Origin of the sequence: Pseudomonas sp. FDAARGOS_761 (genome assembly GCF_013343155.1) — a bacterium.
Lineage (GTDB): Bacteria > Pseudomonadota > Gammaproteobacteria > Pseudomonadales > Pseudomonadaceae > Pseudomonas > Pseudomonas aeruginosa.
In genome coordinates this window covers 1,829,982-1,845,228 of the sequence record NZ_CP054572.1, presented here as the reverse complement: position 1 = coordinate 1,845,228, position 15,247 = coordinate 1,829,982, and the positions used below count along the sequence as shown (strand labels likewise).

Below are 15,247 nucleotides of genomic sequence, written 5' to 3'. Positions count from 1 at the left end.
ATGCCGCAGCCCCGCAGCTCTCGCGACCGTCTGCGCCGCGGCCCTGCGCCACCTGGAGGCAGCGGCTAGACTTGCCCTACCCTCACCCAGGAGCCTTGCCATGAACTATCGAGGAAGCTGCCACTGCGGAACCATCGCCTACGAAGTCGAAGGCGACCTCGACCAGGTGATCCAGTGCAACTGTTCACTGTGCAGCCGGCGCGGCTGGCTGCTGTGGTTCGTCCCGCGCGACCGTCTGGCGCTGAAGACGCCGGCCAGCGCGATGCACACCTATACCTTCAACACCCATCGCCTGCAGCATCACTTCTGCCCCACCTGCGGCTGCGCGCCGTTCAGCGAAGGCATAGGCCCGGACGGCCAGGCGATGGCCGCGGTCAACGCGCGCTGCCTGGAGGACATCGACGCCAGCGCGCTCCCGGTACAGCACTACGATGGCCGCAACGCCTGACGCTGGCGCAGGTAGCCGATCACCTCGGCCTGGTTGCCGCGGAACTCGACGCGGTCTTCCTTGCTCTGCCGCTGGAAGGCGTACATCGGGTCGTAGTACTCCTTGAGCAGCCCCTCGATCCAGCCGCGATGGGTATCCACCGAGCCGTCGCGGCCCTGCTCTTCCAGCGCCTGCACGAGGATCGCCGCCAGCCGCTGGTAGCGCTCGCCGCCGAGGCGCTTGACGATGCCGGCGAGGCTCTTCTGCAGGTAGGCGGAGAAGGCGGCGAAGCCCTCCTCCACGCCCACCACGCGCTCGAACTCGCTGCGCAGGTCGATCACGTAGTCCCTGAGGATACGCTCGACACGCTGCTCGAAGGCATCCTCCAGCCAGACCAGCGGGTAGCCCTGCATGCCCTGGTACAGCTCCAGCGGCAAGGAGCAGCTGCCGACGATCCGCCCCTCGTCCTCGAGGACGAACTGGCCGACGCCACGATGACGCTTCTTCAGGATGTCGATGGCCAGGCGGTTCTCGAAGTCGATCTGCGCCGGCTGCGGCGTGGCTCGCCGGCCAAAGCTGGAGCCGCGGTGGTTGGCGTGGCCTTCGAGATCGAGGCTGTTGTCCAGCGCCGCGATCACCTCGGTCTTGCCGCAACCGGTGAGGCCGCCGACCAGCACGAAATCGCACTCGTCGACCGCCGCTCGGGTGGTTTCGAAAAGGAAGTTGCGCAACGCCTTGTAGCCGCCGATCACCCGTGGGTAGTCGATGCCGGCGTCCTGCTTCAGCCACTGCTGGACGATCTGCGAGCGCAGGCCGCCGCGGAAGCAATACAGGTAGCCGTTCGGGTTGGCTTCGGCGAAGGCTTTCCAGGCCGCCAGCCGTTCGGCCTTGAGCGCCCCGCAGACCAGTTCGTGACCAAGGGCGATGGCGGCCTGCTGGCCGTGCTGCTTATAGCTGGTGCCGACCTTCTGCCGCTCGATGTCGTTCATCAGCGGCCGGTTGACCGTGTTGGGAAAGGCGCCCTTGTGGTACTCCACCGGGGCGCGCACATCCATCAGGGGGATATCGTCGAGAAACAGTTCGCGGTAGTGCTGGGTGTTGTCGCGCATTACAGCACCTGTACCGCGAGACTCTGTCGCTCGACCAGTTCGCCGATCGGCGCCAGTTGCAGGCCGAGTTCCGCCGCCACGGCGAGGAACTCCGCCTCGCCTTCCGGAGCCACCGCCACCAGCAGGCCGCCGCTGGTCTGCGGATCGCAAAGCAACAGCTTCTGCACCTCCGGCAGTGGCGCGATGCGCTCGCCATAGCTGTCGAAGTTGCGCAGGGTGCCGCCGGGCACGCAGCCCTGCTCCAGGTAATATTCGGCACTGGCCAGGCGCGGCACCGCGGCGTACTCAACGCGCGCGGTGAGCTTGCTGCCGTCGGCCATTTCCACCAGGTGGCCGAGCAGGCCGAAACCGGTGACGTCGGTCATCGCCTTGACCCCGGCCAACCGACCGAAGCGCGCGCCAGGCCTGTTCAGGGTGCACATCCAATCGCGCGCCACGCCGACGTCCTCGGCGCGCAGCCTGGCCTTCTTCTCGGCAGTGGTGAGGATGCCGATGCCCAGCGGCTTGGTCAGGTACAGCCTGCAGCCGGCCTCGGCGGTGTCGTTGCGTTTCATGAAACGCTTCTCCACCACGCCGGTCACGGCCAGGCCGAAGATCGGCTCGGGGGCGTCGATGGAGTGCCCGCCGGCCAGCGGGATGCCGGCTTCCTCGCAGACCTTGCGGCCGCCGGCGATCACCTCGCGGGCGACTTCCGCGGCCAGCACGTTGACCGGCCAGCCGAGGATGGCGATGGCCATCAGCGGGTCGCCACCCATGGCGTAGATGTCGCTGATGGCGTTGGTCGCGGCGATACGGCCGAAATCGAAGGGGTCGTCGACGATCGGCATGAAGAAATCGGTGGTGGAGACCACCCCGCGCTCCTCGTCGAGGGCGTAGACAGCCGCGTCGTCGCGCGAGGCGTTGCCGACCCAGAGCTTCGGATCGAGGTTCTGCGCGCCGCTGCCGGCGAGGATCACCTCCAGTACCTTGGGCGAAATCTTGCAGCCGCAGCCGGCGCCGTGGCTGTACTGGGTCAGGCGGATCGCCTCGCTCATCGGTGTACTCCCGTGGATGTCGGAAAAGTGCCCATTCTAGCAAAGCCGGCGCCGCCGCCAGAGGTCCGATCGCCGCGCCCGGCTCAGCGCCCGGCGCGCGACTCGCGGATATAGAAGCGCGCCTTCTCGGCCTTGCTGGTGCAGCCCTCGTAGGCTTCGAACTGCTGCTGGGTCTTGGCCCCGGTGAGCAGGGTCAGGGCCTTCGAGTAGCTGACGGTGCCGGCGAAGCCTTCGGCCTTGGCCAGGTCGAGTTCCTTCCAGGCCGCGTCCAACTGGTCGGCGCAGTTCTCCCGGTAGGCGGTCTTGCCGGCGCAGCCGGCCAGGGTCAGGGCAAGGACGGGCAGAACGATCCAGGTTTTCATCGAACGATCTCCGGACAGGGAAAGGGCCGCGCATCGCCGCGACGCACTTGGCGGCGGCCGGGCGACACGCGTATCGTTTTCGCTTCGTCACGCAGTATTGGCAAGGGGTTGCAGATGAGCAAACAGGTCGCCCTGGTATTGGGCTCCGGCGGTGCGCGCGGCTACGCGCACATCGGCGTGATCGAGGAACTCGAGGCGCGCGGCTATGAGATCACCTGCATCGCCGGTTGTTCCATGGGCTCGGTGATCGGCGGCATCTACGCCGCCGGCAAGCTGCGCGAGTACCGCGAGTGGGTGGAAAGCCTGGATTACCTCGACGTGCTGCGCCTGCTCGACGTCAGCTTCCGCCTCGGCGCAATCCGCGGCGAGCGGGTGTTCGGCAAGATCCACGAGATCCTCGGCGAGGTGAACATCGAGGACCTGTCGATCCCCTACACGGCGGTTGCCACCGACCTCACCAACCAGCAGGAAATCTGGTTCCAGGAAGGCTGCCTGCACCAGGCCATGCGCGCCTCGGCGGCGATCCCCAGCCTGTTCACCCCGGTCATGCAGGGCAGCCGCATGCTGGTCGACGGCGGCCTGCTCAACCCGTTGCCGATCGTGCCGGTGGTGTCGGCCCACAGCGACCTGATCATCGCGGTCAACCTCAACGCCACCAACCAGAAGCAATACCACCTGCCGGTGATCGAGCGTCCGGCCGCGCTCAAGGGGCGCTTCGACAGCATGATCGAGAGCCTCGGCCACAAACTCTCGTTCTTCCGCCGCCACGGCGACGACAATACCCCGCCGGAGCTGAGCGCCGACGCCCTGCTCCATCCGGTTCCGGCGGAATCCGAGGAGCCCGCCGAGCCGCAACTGCAACAGCCGGCCGCGGCGCCGCAAGGCAAGGACTCGCCGAAGTCGGCCAGCGGCACCACGGTGGTGGAAAGCAGCGGTCCGGCATCGCTGCTGGAACTGGTCAACCAGAGCTTCGAGGTGATGCAGACCTCGCTGGCGCAGTACAAGATCGCCGGCTACCCGCCGGACATCCTGATCAACGTGCCGAAGCGGGTCTGCCGCTTCTTCGAGTTCTACAAGGCGCCGGAGTTGATCGCCCTCGGCCGGCAGATCGCCAGCGACACCCTGGACCGCTACGAGGAAGACAACGCCTGAGCCTCAGCGGCTGAACTCGAGGACCTCGTAGCCGCCGCGCCGTTCCGGGAACAGCAGGAGGAAGCCGCCGGCGTGCGGGCGCAGCAGCGCGACCACGTCGGACTCAGCCGGCGCGCCGTGGGCCAGGCCACTGAAGGCCACCTGGGGCTCGTCGTTGACCGTGGCGCCGCCGAGGAACACGTAGCGCTGCGTGCCTTCGCGGAACAGGTAGCCGCTGACCCGCTGCGAACCGCTGGTCTTCTCCAGGAACAGGCCGCGGTCGGTACGCCGGATGCGGCACTGGAAGTTCGGATAGCGATAGATGCCGTACTGGTCGGCCTGGGTCGAGCGGCACTTCCAGTCGCCCAGCAGGCCTTTCTCGTCGACGGCGACGACGGGCTGCGCCAGGCTGAGTTCCAGTTGCTCCAGTTCCGGCAGGAATTCCTCGAAGGCACTGTCGTAGTAGCGCTTGTTGATGGCCTCGGCGTCCTGCTCGACGGCCAGCACGCTGCGCTGCTGCTGGTCGCTGGTATAGCCACGCCAGTCCGGCTCGGCGGCGCCGGCGTGCGCGCAGGCGGCGAGAACGGTGAGGCAGGCGAAGACACGGGAAACGGGAATCGGGCGGGACATGGCGACCATCCTGGCGAGTGGACCGGCGCATCCGGCGCCGGCAAGCGGTAGCCGCAGAACATAGCGCAGCGGCGCCGGGAATTCGAGCGCCACCACGACGGGCGGCGGTTTCAGAAGATCGACCAGCCGATCCGCTCGCTGAGTTTCTCCAGCGCGGCGATGCCCGCCAGCGAATTGCCCGCGGCGTTCAGCTCCGGCGACCAGACGCAGACCGTGAAGCGCCCCGGCACTACCGCGATGATGCCGCCGCCGACACCGCTCTTGCCCGGCAGGCCGACCCGGTAGGCAAAGTTGCCGGCCTCGTCGTAGAGCCCGCTGGTGGCCATGATCGCGTTGACCTGCTTGGTCTGTCGCTCGTTGAGCACCTGCTCGCCGCTGTGCTTGCAGAAGCCCTTGTCGGCGAGGAAGCAGAACGCCCGCGCCAGGTCGACGCAGCTCATGCGCAACGCGCAATGATGGAAATAGCTGAGCAGCACCGCCTCGACGTCGTTGTGGAAGTTGCCGAACGATTTCATCAGGTAGGCCGCCGCCGCGTTGCGCGAGCGGTGCTGGTACTCCGAGCGCGCCACCACCGAGTCCGACACCACTTCCGGGTTGCCGCACAGGCGCCGGACGAAATCGCGCATCGATTGCGCCGGCGCGGCGAAACGCGACTGGTTGATGTCGCAGATCACCAGGGCGCCGGCATTGATGAACGGATTGCGCGGCTTGCCGCGCTCGAACTCCAGCTGCACCAGGGAGTTGAAAGGCTGGCCGGAGGGCTCGTGGCCGAGGCGTTGCCAGATGTCCTCGCCGGAATGCTGGATCGCCTGGACCAGGCTGAACACCTTGGAAATGCTCTGGATGGAAAACGGCCGCAGGGCGTCGCCGGCATGGAACAGCTCGCCGTCGCGGCTGTACACGGCGATCCCCAGCTGGTTCGGCTCGACGCCGGCGAGCGCGGGGATGTAGTCGGCGACCTTGCCGCGCCCGATCAGCGGGCGGACTTCATCGAGAATCTCGTTCAACAGTTGCTGCATGATGACCTTCGTCGTGACACCGGGGCGCCGACCCGGCGCATCCGGGCCAGCGCGAATGCGCGGCATCATAGGCGATGAACGCGCGGGAGGCATGCCCCTCGCGCAGAATTGCGCTGCGCGTCAGCTGTCGCGCAGGCGATAGCCGACGCCCGCCTCGGTCACCAGGAAGCGCGGGCTGGCCGGATCGTCGCCGAGTTTCTGCCGCAGGTGGCCGACCACGACCCGCAGGTAATGGGTGTCTTCGACATGGGTCGGGCCCCAGATATCCTTGAGCAGTTGCTGCTGGGTCACTACCCGTCCGAGATGGCGTGCCAGCGCGGCGAGCACCGCGTACTCCTTGCGCGTCAGCGCCACTTCCACACCCTCCAGGGTGACCCGGCGATAGGCGAAGTCCACCTGCAACGGGCCGACCGCCACCGCCGCCTCCGGGCTTTCGCCCTGCGCCGCCTGGCGCAGCAGGACGCGCACGCGGGCGAGGAACTCCTGGATGCCGAACGGCTTGGTCACGTAGTCGTTGGCGCCGCCGTCCAGGGCCAGTACCTTCTCGCCCTCGCTGGCGCGCACCGACAGCACCAGCACCGGCACCTGCGACCATTCGCGCAGGTCGCGGAGGATGTCCTGGCCGTCGCGGTCCGGCAGGCCGAGGTCGAGCACCACCAGGTCCGGCCGGTTCAGCGCGGCCTGGGCCAGCCCCTCTTCGCCGGTGCCGGCCTCGAGTACCCGGTAGCCCTGGGCATTGAGGCTGATACGGAGGAACTTGCGGATCTGCGGTTCGTCGTCGATCAGCAGGATGCTGTTCTGCAATTGGGTCATGGCACTCGGCACGGCAGGTGAACACGGCGACGAGCCAGCGGCGGCGTCGCGGAAACGGCAGGAATAGCGCGAGCGCGGGCGCCAGGCAAGTGCGCCGGGCTCATTCGTCGCCCTCCAGTTGCCCGAGGTCCGGCTGCGGATGCAGCGGCAGGTGCAGGACCAGCGTGGTGCCGCGACCGTCCAGGCCTTCGCCGACGCTGATGCGCCCGCCGTGGGCGCCGATCATGCCCTGGCAGATCGCCAGGCCCAGGCCGGTGCCCTGGCCACCGCGGTCGCCACGGGCAGCGGTGTAGAACATGTCGAAGATCTTCTCCCGCTCGGCCTCGGGAATCCCCGGCCCCTCGTCGCTCACCGCGAAACGCAGCTCGGCGGCATCCTGGCTGACCTCGATGCGCAACCGGCCGTGGCTCGGCGAGAAGCGCGCGGCATTTTCCAGCACGTTGATCAGCGCCTGTTCGATCAGCGCCGCATGCACGTAGAGCAACGGCAGGTCGTTGGCCACGATCGCCTGCACCCGGTACGGCGCCAGCACCGCACGCAGGCGGTTCAGCGCGCTGCCGACGATGTCGCCCGGCGCCACCCAGTCGCGCGCCAGCTTCAGGCCACCGTGGCCGAGACGGGTCATGTCGAGCAGGTTCTGGATATAGCGGTCCAGTCGCTCGGCCTCGTCGCGGGTGCTTTCCAGCAGTTCGCGACGATCCGCCGGCGGGATCGCCTCGCCCAGCGCCAGCAGGCTGTCGATGGAACCGCGCATGGCCGTCAGCGGCGTGCGCAGGTCGTGGGACACCGAGGCGAGCAAGGCGCTGCGCAGTTGCTCGGTTTCGCCGTGCAGGCGCGCGGCCTCCAGGTCCTCGGCCAGGCGAGCCCGCGCCAGGGCCTGGGCCAGGGGCTGGCCGAGGGCGGCGAGCAGGCGCCGGCGCTGCGGGCTCAGCGGCTGGCCGTCCAGCGGCGCGACGCCGAGCAGTGCCAGCGGCCCCTCTTCCGCCGACAGCGGCCACCACCACCAGCGTCCTCCGGGCAGCGTGCCAGTACCGAGGCCGGCCGGCTGGTCGTGGGCCCAGGCCCAGTCGGCGGCGACCCGTTCCTGGTCGGCGAGTTGCCGCTGCACGCCGGCCTCGGTCTTCCACTCGCCATTGACCTGACCGAGCAGGCAGACCTCGACGTCCTTCCAGTCGTCGAACTGCTGGGCGGCGGCGGCCAGCACCGCCTGGCGGTCGGTGGCGGCGGTGAGCTTGCGCGACAGCTCCAGCAGCAGGCTGGTTTCCTCCTGGGTATCACGCAGCGCCTCCAGCTGGCGCCGCTGGCGTGCCGCCAGGTTGCCGGTGAGGCCGGCCATGAACAGGAAGAACGCCAGGCTCAGCAGGTCTTCATGGCGATGGATGGCGAAGGAAAAATGCGGTGGGATGAACAGGAAGTCATAGGCCAGGAACGACGCCACCGCGCACAGCAGTGCCGGCATCAGGCTGCTGCGCACTGCCACCAGCAGCACCGCCATCAGGAACACCAGGGAGATGTTCGGCAGTTCCAGCAGGTGCGCCACGACCCAGGCCAGGCCGCTGGCCAGGGCGGTCGCCAGCAGCGCCAGCAGATAGTCGTTCCACACCACCGGATAGCGTGGCCGCGGTTCCGCCGGGCGCAGGTCGGCCTCGCTGTCCAGGGCACTGATCTCCAGGCCCTGGCCGTCGCGCAGCAGGCGCCCGGCGAGACCACCGCCGAAGGCCCGGCGGTACCAGCGGCGCCGCGACTGGCCAACCAGGACCAGGCTGGCGCGGCGCTCGCGGGCATGTTGCAGGAGGGTCCGCGCCACCTCGCCGGCGCGCAGCACGACGATCTCGCCGCCGAGCCGCTCGGCCAGTTGCTGCGCACCCTGCAGGCGCATCCGCGCCTGCTCGCCGCGCAAGCCGCCGGTATCGACGTGTACCACGCTCCAGGGCAGGTGCCGACGTTCGGCGACCCGGCAGGCGTGGCGCACCAGGCGTTCGGCCTGTTCGTCACCGTCGATGCCCACCAGCAGCCGCCCGCGCAACGCCGGCGCCTCCTCGCCGCGCTGGCGGTAGCGGTGGTTGAGGTCGGCGTCGACCCGCGCGGCGGCGGTCTGCATCGCCAGTTCACGCAGCGCGGTGAGGTTGGTCTGCGAGAAGAACGCGTCGATCGCCGCCCGCGCCTGTTCCGGCACGTAGACCTTGCCCTCGCGCAGGCGCTCCAGCAGCTCGCGCGGCGGCAGGTCGATGAGGACGATCTCGTAGGCCTCCTGCAACACCCAGTCCGGCACCGTCTCGCGGACCTGCACGCCGGTGATGTCGCGGACCTGGTCGTTGAGGCTCTCCAGGTGCTGGACGTTGACCGTTGTGTAGACGTCGATTCCCGCCGCCAGCAACTCCTGGATGTCCTGCCAGCGCTTGGCGTGGCGGCTGCCGGGAACGTTGCTGTGGGCCAGTTCGTCGACCAGGGCCAGCGCCGGCGGGTCGGCGAGGAGACCGTCGAGGTCCATTTCCTGCAGTTTCATCCCTCGATACTCGAGGCTGCGCAGCGGCTGCTGCGGCACGCCTGCGAGGAGGGACTCGGTTTCCGCCCGCGAGTGGGTCTCGACCACCCCGGCACGCAGTTTCACGCCCTGGCGCAACTGGGCCTGGGCGGCCTGCAGCATGGCGAAGGTCTTGCCCACCCCCGGCGCCGCGCCGAGAAAGACTTTCAGGCGGCCGCGCCCGTCAGCGGGCAGGTCGGCCAGCAGCGCGTCGGCGCGTGCGGTGTCGGTCATGGATCGGTCGTACTCCGTTGCTCTGCGCCGCGCGGGGCGGACGATCGCCGGCGATCATCCGCCGATGCGGCGATATTGCAAGCCCTTGCGTGGGTCTCTGGGGAAACCTAGCGCTTCAACCCCGTCAGCGCCATGTTCAGCGCCAGCACGTTGACCACCGCCGGCCCCACCAGCGGCCGCTCGGTGTGGCTTTCCACCAGGTCTTCCACCAGCCGCAGCGGCAGCCCGCGCGCCGTGGCCACCCGCAGCGCCTGGTAACGCGCGGCCTGCGGCGGCAGCTGCGGATCGAGTCCGCTACCGGAGGTAGTGACCAGCGCCAGCGGCACCGGCCCCTGGTCGGCGATACGCTCCTGCGCGGCGTCCCTGGCGATGCGCTCGGCCAGTGCCGGGTTGCTCGGCGCCAGGTTGCTCGCGGCACTGGAAACGGTGGCGTAGTCGCCCGCCGAAGGCCGCGAATGGAACCACTCCTCGCCGTCGAACTTCTGCGCGATCAGCCGCGAGCCGAGCACCTTGCCCTCGGCGTCGCGCAGCAGGCTGCCATTGGCCTGCTCGGGGAACGCCAGTTGGGCGATACCGGTGACCAGCAGCGGATAGGCCACGCCGGTGACCAGGCTCAGCACCAGCAGTGACGCCAGTGCCGGACGGAGTTGCTTGAACATGTGCAGATCCTCTCTTCAGTCCCAGGCCCTCGCCCGACGGCGAGGGCCGTTGTTCATGCCAGGCCGACGGCGGTCAGCAGCAGGTCGATCGCCTTGATCCCGAGGAACGGCGCCACCAGGCCGCCGACGCCATAGATCAGCAGGTTGCGCTGCAGCAGTTGCGAAGCGTCCGCCGCCTGCACCCGCACGCCGCGCAAGGCCAGTGGGATCAACGCGACGATGATCAGCGCGTTGAACACGATGGCCGACAGGATCGCGCTCTGCGGGCTTTGCAGGCGCATCACGTTGAGCACGTCGAGCTGCGGGTAGATGCCAACGAACAGCGCCGGCAGGATGGCGAAGTACTTGGCCACGTCGTTGGCGATGGAGAAGGTGGTCAGCGCGCCGCGGGTGACCAGCAACTCCTTGCCCACCTGGACCACGTCGAGCAGCTTGGTCGGGTCGCTGTCCAGGTCGACCAGGTTGGCCGCCTCGCGGGCGGCCTGGGTGCCGTCGTTCATGGCCATGCCGACGTCGGCCTGAGCCAGCGCCGGGGCGTCGTTGGCACCGTCGCCGCACATCGCCACCAGGCGACCTTCGCCCTGCTCCTGGCGAATCCGCGCCAGTTTCTTCTCCGGGGTAGCCTCGGCGATCACGTCGTCGACCCCAGCCTCGGCGGCGATGGCAGCGGCGGTCAGCGGGTTGTCGCCGGTCACCATCACAGTGCGGATGCCCAGCCGGCGCAGTTCGGCGAAGCGCTCGCGAATGCCCGGCTTGACCACGTCCTTCAGGTGAATGGCGCCGAGCAGCCGGCCGTTGGCTACCACCAGCAGCGGGGTGCCGCCGCTCTGGGCGATCTTGTCCACCTCCCGCGAAAGCACCTCGGGCATCTTCTCCCGCGGCAGGTCGATGAAGCGCAGCGCCGCATCCACCGCCCCCTTGCGGTACACCTGGCCGTTCCAGTCGACCCCGGACAGGCGGGTTTCCGCGCTGAAGGCGATCGGCGTCAGCTCCTCGCGGCGCGGCTCCTCGATCGGATGCAGGATGCGCAGGTATTCGACGATCGACTTGCCTTCCGGGGTGTCGTCGGCCAGCGAGGCCAGCAACGCGCCCTCGGCCAGTTCCTTGCCGCTCACCCCCGGCGCGGCGTACAGCGCGCTGCAGCGGCGGTTGCCGAAGGTGATGGTGCCGGTCTTGTCGAGCAGCAGCACGTGGACGTCGCCGGCCGCCTCCACCGCGCGACCGGACTTGGCGATCACGTTCAGGCGCACCAGGCGGTCCATGCCGGCGATGCCGATGGCCGAGAGCAGGCCGCCGATGGTGGTCGGGATCAGTGTCACCAGCAGCGCCACCAGGAACACCAGCGGCAGGTTGCCGCCAGCGAACAGGGCGAACGGCTTGAGGGTCACCACCACCAGCAGGAAGATCAGGGTCAGGCCGATCAGCAGGATGTCCAGCGCTACTTCGTTGGGGGTCTTCTGCCGCTTGGCGCCTTCCACCAGGGCGATCATCCGGTCCAGGGTCGACTCGCCCGGGTTGGCGCCGATCCGCACCAGCAGCCAGTCGGACACCACCTGGGTGTTGCCGGTCACCGCCGAGCGATCGCCGCCGGACTCGCGGATCACCGGCGCCGATTCGCCGGTGATGGCGGCCTCGTTGACCGCCGCCACGCCTTCGATGACTTCACCGTCGCCGGGAATCATCTCGCCGGCCTGGACCCGTACCACGTCGCCCTTGCGCAGGCTGCTGGCAGCGACGCTCTCGAAACTGCCGTCGGCGCGCCGCTTATTGGCGGAGAGGCCCTGGCTGCCGGCCTTGAGACTGTCCGCGCGGGCCTTGCCACGCCCCTCGGCTAGCGCTTCGGCGAAGTTGGCGAAGAGCACGGTGAACCACAGCCAGAGGGCGATCTGCAGCGCCACCGAGGTCGGCACCGCCTGGTCGGGGACGAAGCACAGCAAGGTGGTGAGCACGGCGGTCAGTTCGACCACCAGCATCACCGGCGAGCGCAGCAACTGGCGCGGGTCGAGCTTGACGAAGGCTTGCAGCAGCGCCGGCCGCCACAAGGCGGCGAGGCTGGTGGACGCGTTGTGGCGACGTTCGAGCGATTTGTGCAAGGCGTTCTTGGACGCCTGGGTCTGAGCGTTCATGTGCGATTCCTTCAGAAGCCGAGGCTCAGTTGTTCAGCGATCGGGCCGAGGGCCAGGGTCGGCAGGAAGGTCAGGCCGCCGACCAGCAGGATGGTCACGGTGAGCAGGCTGACGAACAGCGGACCATGGGTCGGGAAACTGTTCGGCCCCACCGGGCTGGCCTTCTTCGCCGCCAGGCTGCCGGCGATGGCGAGGATCGGCAGGATGTAGCCGAAGCGGCCGATGAGCATGGCCAGGCCGATCATCAGGTTGTGGAACGGCGTGTTGGCACCGAAACCGGCAAACGCCGAGCCGTTGTTGGCGCTCCCCGAGGTGTAGGCGTAGAGCAGTTGGCTGAAACCGTGCGGGCCGGGGTTGGTCACCGCCGAGGCCGGTCCCGGCAGGCTGGCGGCAATGGCGCCGAGCACCAGCACGCCGACAGGCATCACCAGGAGGGTGAAGACCAGCAGGCGGACCTCCTTCGCCTCGAGCTTCTTGCCCAGGTACTCCGGCGTCCGCCCGACCATCAGGCCGGCGAGGAACACCGCGATCAGGACGAACAGCAGCATGCCGTAGAGGCCGGCGCCGACGCCGCCGAAGATCACCTCGCCGAGCATCATGTTCAGCAGCGGCAGCATGCCGCCCAGGGGGCTCAGGCTGTCGTGCATGGCGTTCACCGAGCCGTTCGAGGCGGCGGTGGTGGTGATCGCCCAGAGCATGCTGGCGGCGGTGCCGAAGCGACTCTCCTTGCCCTCCATCGGTGCGCCCTGCTCGACCGGCAACTGCGCCAGCGCCGGGTTCGGCTGGTATTCGGCCCACAGCGACAAGCCCAGGCCGAGGCAGAACAGCAGCAGCATGCAGCCGAGGATCGCGCGGCTCTGGCGCAGGTCCTTCACGTAATGGCCGAAGGTGAATACCAGCGCCGCCGGGATCAGGATGATCGAGGCCACTTCGAACAGGTTGCTCCAGGCACTCGGGTTCTCGAACGGATGAGTCGAGTTGACGCCGAAGAAGCCGCCGCCGTTGGTGCCCAGTTGCTTGATGGCGATCTGGCTGGCCGCCGGACCGAGCGGGATGGTCTGCTCGGCGCCTTGCAAGGTGGTGGCATGGACGTAGTCGAAGAAGGTCTGCGGCACGCCCTGCCAGACCAGCAGCAACGCCAGCAGCAGGCACAGCGGCAGCAGCACGTAGAGGGTGCCGCGGGTCAGGTCGACCCAGAAGTTGCCCAGCTGTCGTGTGGAGCGGCGGCTGATGCCGCGCGCCAGGGCCACCAGCACGCAGAGGCCGACCGCCGCGCTGACGAAGTTCTGCACCGTAAGGCCGACCATCTGGCTGAAGTAGCTCAGCGAGGCCTCGCCGCTGTAGGCCTGCCAGTTGGTGTTGGTGACGAAACTGACCGCGGTGTTGAACGCCAGGGTCCATTCCAGGCCCGGCAGGTGCTGCGGGTTCAGCGGCAGGCTGCCCTGCAGCATGAGGATCGAGAACAGCAGGACCAGGCCGGCCAGGTTGAATGCCAGCAGCGCCAGGGTGTAGGTCTTCCAGTCCTGCTCGCTCGCCAGATCGACGCCGAACAGGCGATAGCAGACGCGCTCCAGTGGCGCCAGCGGCGCGCTGAGGAGATTGCGTTGGCCTTCCATCACCTTGAAGCAGTAGCGCCCGAGGAACGGTGCAGGCACCAGGACCAGGGCGAAAAAGGCCAGGATCAAGAGAATCTCGTGGCTGTTCATGTGCCCTCCCCTAGGCACGGTCGGCGCGTAGCAGCGCCACCAGCAAATAGACGAACAGTCCCGTGGCCAGGGCCAGGGACAACCAATCCAGAACGGTCATGTGTGCGATCTCTCCTTCGAACGGCCTCTGCCGCTTGAGGGAAAGTCTCCGCAAAGGGGGCGTAAAGAAGCGATTCCGGGCCGCGCCGGACGGCATAAAGAAAGCGTAAAGAGTGGCGCGGACAGCGCCTGGGAGAGCAACCGGCCGGGGACTGCGCCACGGCCGGTGACAAGGCGAAGGATCGACGCTAGCCCTGGGCGGCGCGGATCATGTTGCGGGCGATCAGCAGTTGCTGGATCTGCGTGGTGCCCTCGTAGATGCGGAACAGTCGCACGTCGCGATAGAAGCGCTCGATCCCATAGTCGCCGATATAGCCGGCGCCGCCGAAGATCTGCACCGCGCGGTCGGCGACGCGGCCGCACATTTCCGAGGCGAACAGCTTGGCGCAGGACGCCTCGGTACCGACATCGCGGCCTTCGTCGCGCTGCCGCGCGGCGTCGATGACCATGCAGCGCGCCGCGTAGGCTTCGGCCTTGCTGTCGGCGAGCATTGCCTGGATCAACTGGAACTCGGCGATCGGCTGGCCGAACTGCTTGCGTTCCAGGGCATAGCGCAACGCATCCTCGAGCATCCGCTCGGCGACCCCCACGCAGACCGCGGCGATGTGCAGGCGGCCCTTGTCGAGCACCTTCATCGCGGTCTTGAAGCCGACGCCCTCGACCCCGCCGATCAACTGGCTGGCAGGCACCCGGCAGTCGTCGAAGATCACGTCACAGGTATGCGCGCCCTTCTGTCCCATCTTGCGATCCGGCTTGCCCAGGGACAGCCCGGGCGTACCGCGCTCGACGACGAAAGCGGAGATTCCGCCGGCGCCACGGATCGCCGGGTTGGTGCGTGCCATCACGGTGTAGATGCCGGCCTGCGGGGCGTTGGTGATGAAGCGCTTGGTACCGTTGAGCACGTAGTGCTGGCCGTCACGCACCGCCGTGGTCTTCAGCGAGGCGGCGTCGGAACCGGAGTCCGGTTCGGTGAGGCAGAACGAACTGAGCAGTTCGCCCGACGCCAGGCGCGGCAGGTAGCGCCGCTTCTGTTCTTCGGTGCCGTCGATGACGATGCCCTGGGAGCCGATGCCATTGTTGGTGCCCAGCAGCGAACGGAACGCCGGCGAGGTCCGCCCCAGTTCGAAGGCGATGCTCACCTCTTCCTCCATGGTCACTCCGAGGCCGCCGTAGGCCTCCGGGATCGACAGGCCGAACAGGCCCATCTCGCGCATGCGGGCGATGATCGCCTCGGGGATGCGGTCGGTTTCCGCCACCTCCTGCTCATGAGGCACCAGGCTTTCGCGGACGAACTGGCGGATGCTGTCCAGCAGCAGGTTCAGGGTTTCCGGATCACGAATCATGCTCACTCCAATAGGCCCTTAGGCCGGTTGC

General features: G+C 68.2%; 14 protein-coding genes. 2 read left to right on the top strand and 12 right to left on the bottom strand.

Annotated features, from left to right (window positions below):
* The first annotated feature begins 100 nt into the window (after positions 1–100).
* A complete protein-coding gene (locus FOC67_RS08770) occupies positions 101–448 on the top strand; it encodes a GFA family protein (protein WP_003087550.1) in 348 nt (115 codons plus the stop codon).
* On the opposite strand, the gene mnmH is transcribed toward FOC67_RS08770, so the two are convergent.
* The 3 genes from mnmH to FOC67_RS08755 all read right to left on the bottom strand — a co-directional run bounded on the left by mnmH (position 427) and on the right by FOC67_RS08755 (position 2,932).
* Positions 427–1,536, bottom strand: a complete 1,110-nt coding sequence (gene mnmH / locus FOC67_RS08765; RefSeq protein WP_003087548.1) for a tRNA 2-selenouridine(34) synthase MnmH — start codon at positions 1,534–1,536, stop codon at positions 427–429. The two genes, FOC67_RS08770 and mnmH, sit on opposite strands and share 22 nt — an antisense overlap.
* Positions 1,536–2,570 carry a selenide, water dikinase SelD gene (selD, locus tag FOC67_RS08760; RefSeq protein ID WP_003087546.1) on the bottom strand — a complete coding sequence of 345 codons (1,035 nt, stop codon included), beginning with the start codon at positions 2,568–2,570 and terminating at the stop codon, positions 1,536–1,538. Before selD ends, mnmH begins: the two co-directional genes overlap by 1 nt.
* A gap of 83 nt (positions 2,571–2,653) precedes the next feature.
* Positions 2,654–2,932, bottom strand: a complete 279-nt coding sequence (locus FOC67_RS08755; RefSeq protein ID WP_003097836.1) for a hypothetical protein — start codon at positions 2,930–2,932, stop codon at positions 2,654–2,656.
* 114 nt (positions 2,933–3,046) lie between these two features.
* On the opposite strand from FOC67_RS08755, the gene FOC67_RS08750 reads away from it, so the two are divergent.
* Entirely contained in the window at positions 3,047–4,084 is a 1,038-nt protein-coding gene (locus tag FOC67_RS08750; RefSeq protein WP_003087542.1) for a patatin-like phospholipase family protein, read from the top strand.
* 3 nt (positions 4,085–4,087) lie between these two features.
* Here the strand turns inward: FOC67_RS08750 and FOC67_RS08745 are convergent, their stop codons facing one another.
* The 9 genes from FOC67_RS08745 to FOC67_RS08705 all read right to left on the bottom strand — a co-directional run bounded on the left by FOC67_RS08745 (position 4,088) and on the right by FOC67_RS08705 (position 15,216).
* Positions 4,088–4,693 (bottom strand): DUF4893 domain-containing protein, encoded by a 606-nt coding sequence (locus tag FOC67_RS08745; RefSeq protein ID WP_003110632.1) that lies wholly within the window; start codon positions 4,691–4,693, stop codon positions 4,088–4,090.
* A gap of 110 nt (positions 4,694–4,803) precedes the next feature.
* Positions 4,804–5,712 carry a glutaminase B gene (gene glsB, locus FOC67_RS08740; RefSeq protein WP_003087537.1) on the bottom strand — a complete coding sequence of 303 codons (909 nt, stop codon included), beginning with the start codon at positions 5,710–5,712 and terminating at the stop codon, positions 4,804–4,806.
* Between the two features lie 120 nt (positions 5,713–5,832).
* Entirely contained in the window at positions 5,833–6,525 is a 693-nt protein-coding gene (locus FOC67_RS08735; RefSeq protein WP_009314699.1) for a response regulator, read from the bottom strand.
* Positions 6,526–6,625: 100 nt separating this feature from the next.
* On the bottom strand, positions 6,626–9,283 hold the full coding sequence (locus FOC67_RS08730; protein WP_003140123.1) for a sensor histidine kinase KdpD: 2,658 nt from the start codon (positions 9,281–9,283) through the stop codon (positions 6,626–6,628).
* 107 nt (positions 9,284–9,390) lie between these two features.
* Positions 9,391–9,942, bottom strand: coding sequence for a potassium-transporting ATPase subunit KdpC (kdpC, locus tag FOC67_RS08725; RefSeq protein ID WP_003136152.1), 552 nt, complete (start codon positions 9,940–9,942; stop codon positions 9,391–9,393).
* A gap of 53 nt (positions 9,943–9,995) precedes the next feature.
* Positions 9,996–12,068, bottom strand: coding sequence for a potassium-transporting ATPase subunit KdpB (gene kdpB, locus FOC67_RS08720; protein ID WP_003087527.1), 2,073 nt, complete (start codon positions 12,066–12,068; stop codon positions 9,996–9,998).
* 11 nt (positions 12,069–12,079) lie between these two features.
* Positions 12,080–13,774, bottom strand: coding sequence for a potassium-transporting ATPase subunit KdpA (gene kdpA, locus FOC67_RS08715; RefSeq protein WP_009314700.1), 1,695 nt, complete (start codon positions 13,772–13,774; stop codon positions 12,080–12,082).
* A 10-nt stretch (positions 13,775–13,784) separates the two neighbouring features.
* Positions 13,785–13,874, bottom strand: coding sequence for a K(+)-transporting ATPase subunit F (locus tag FOC67_RS08710; RefSeq protein WP_003097848.1), 90 nt, complete (start codon positions 13,872–13,874; stop codon positions 13,785–13,787).
* Positions 13,875–14,061: 187 nt separating this feature from the next.
* Positions 14,062–15,216, bottom strand: a complete 1,155-nt coding sequence (locus tag FOC67_RS08705) for an acyl-CoA dehydrogenase family protein (RefSeq protein ID WP_003144825.1) — start codon at positions 15,214–15,216, stop codon at positions 14,062–14,064.
* Positions 15,217–15,247 lie beyond the last annotated feature (31 nt).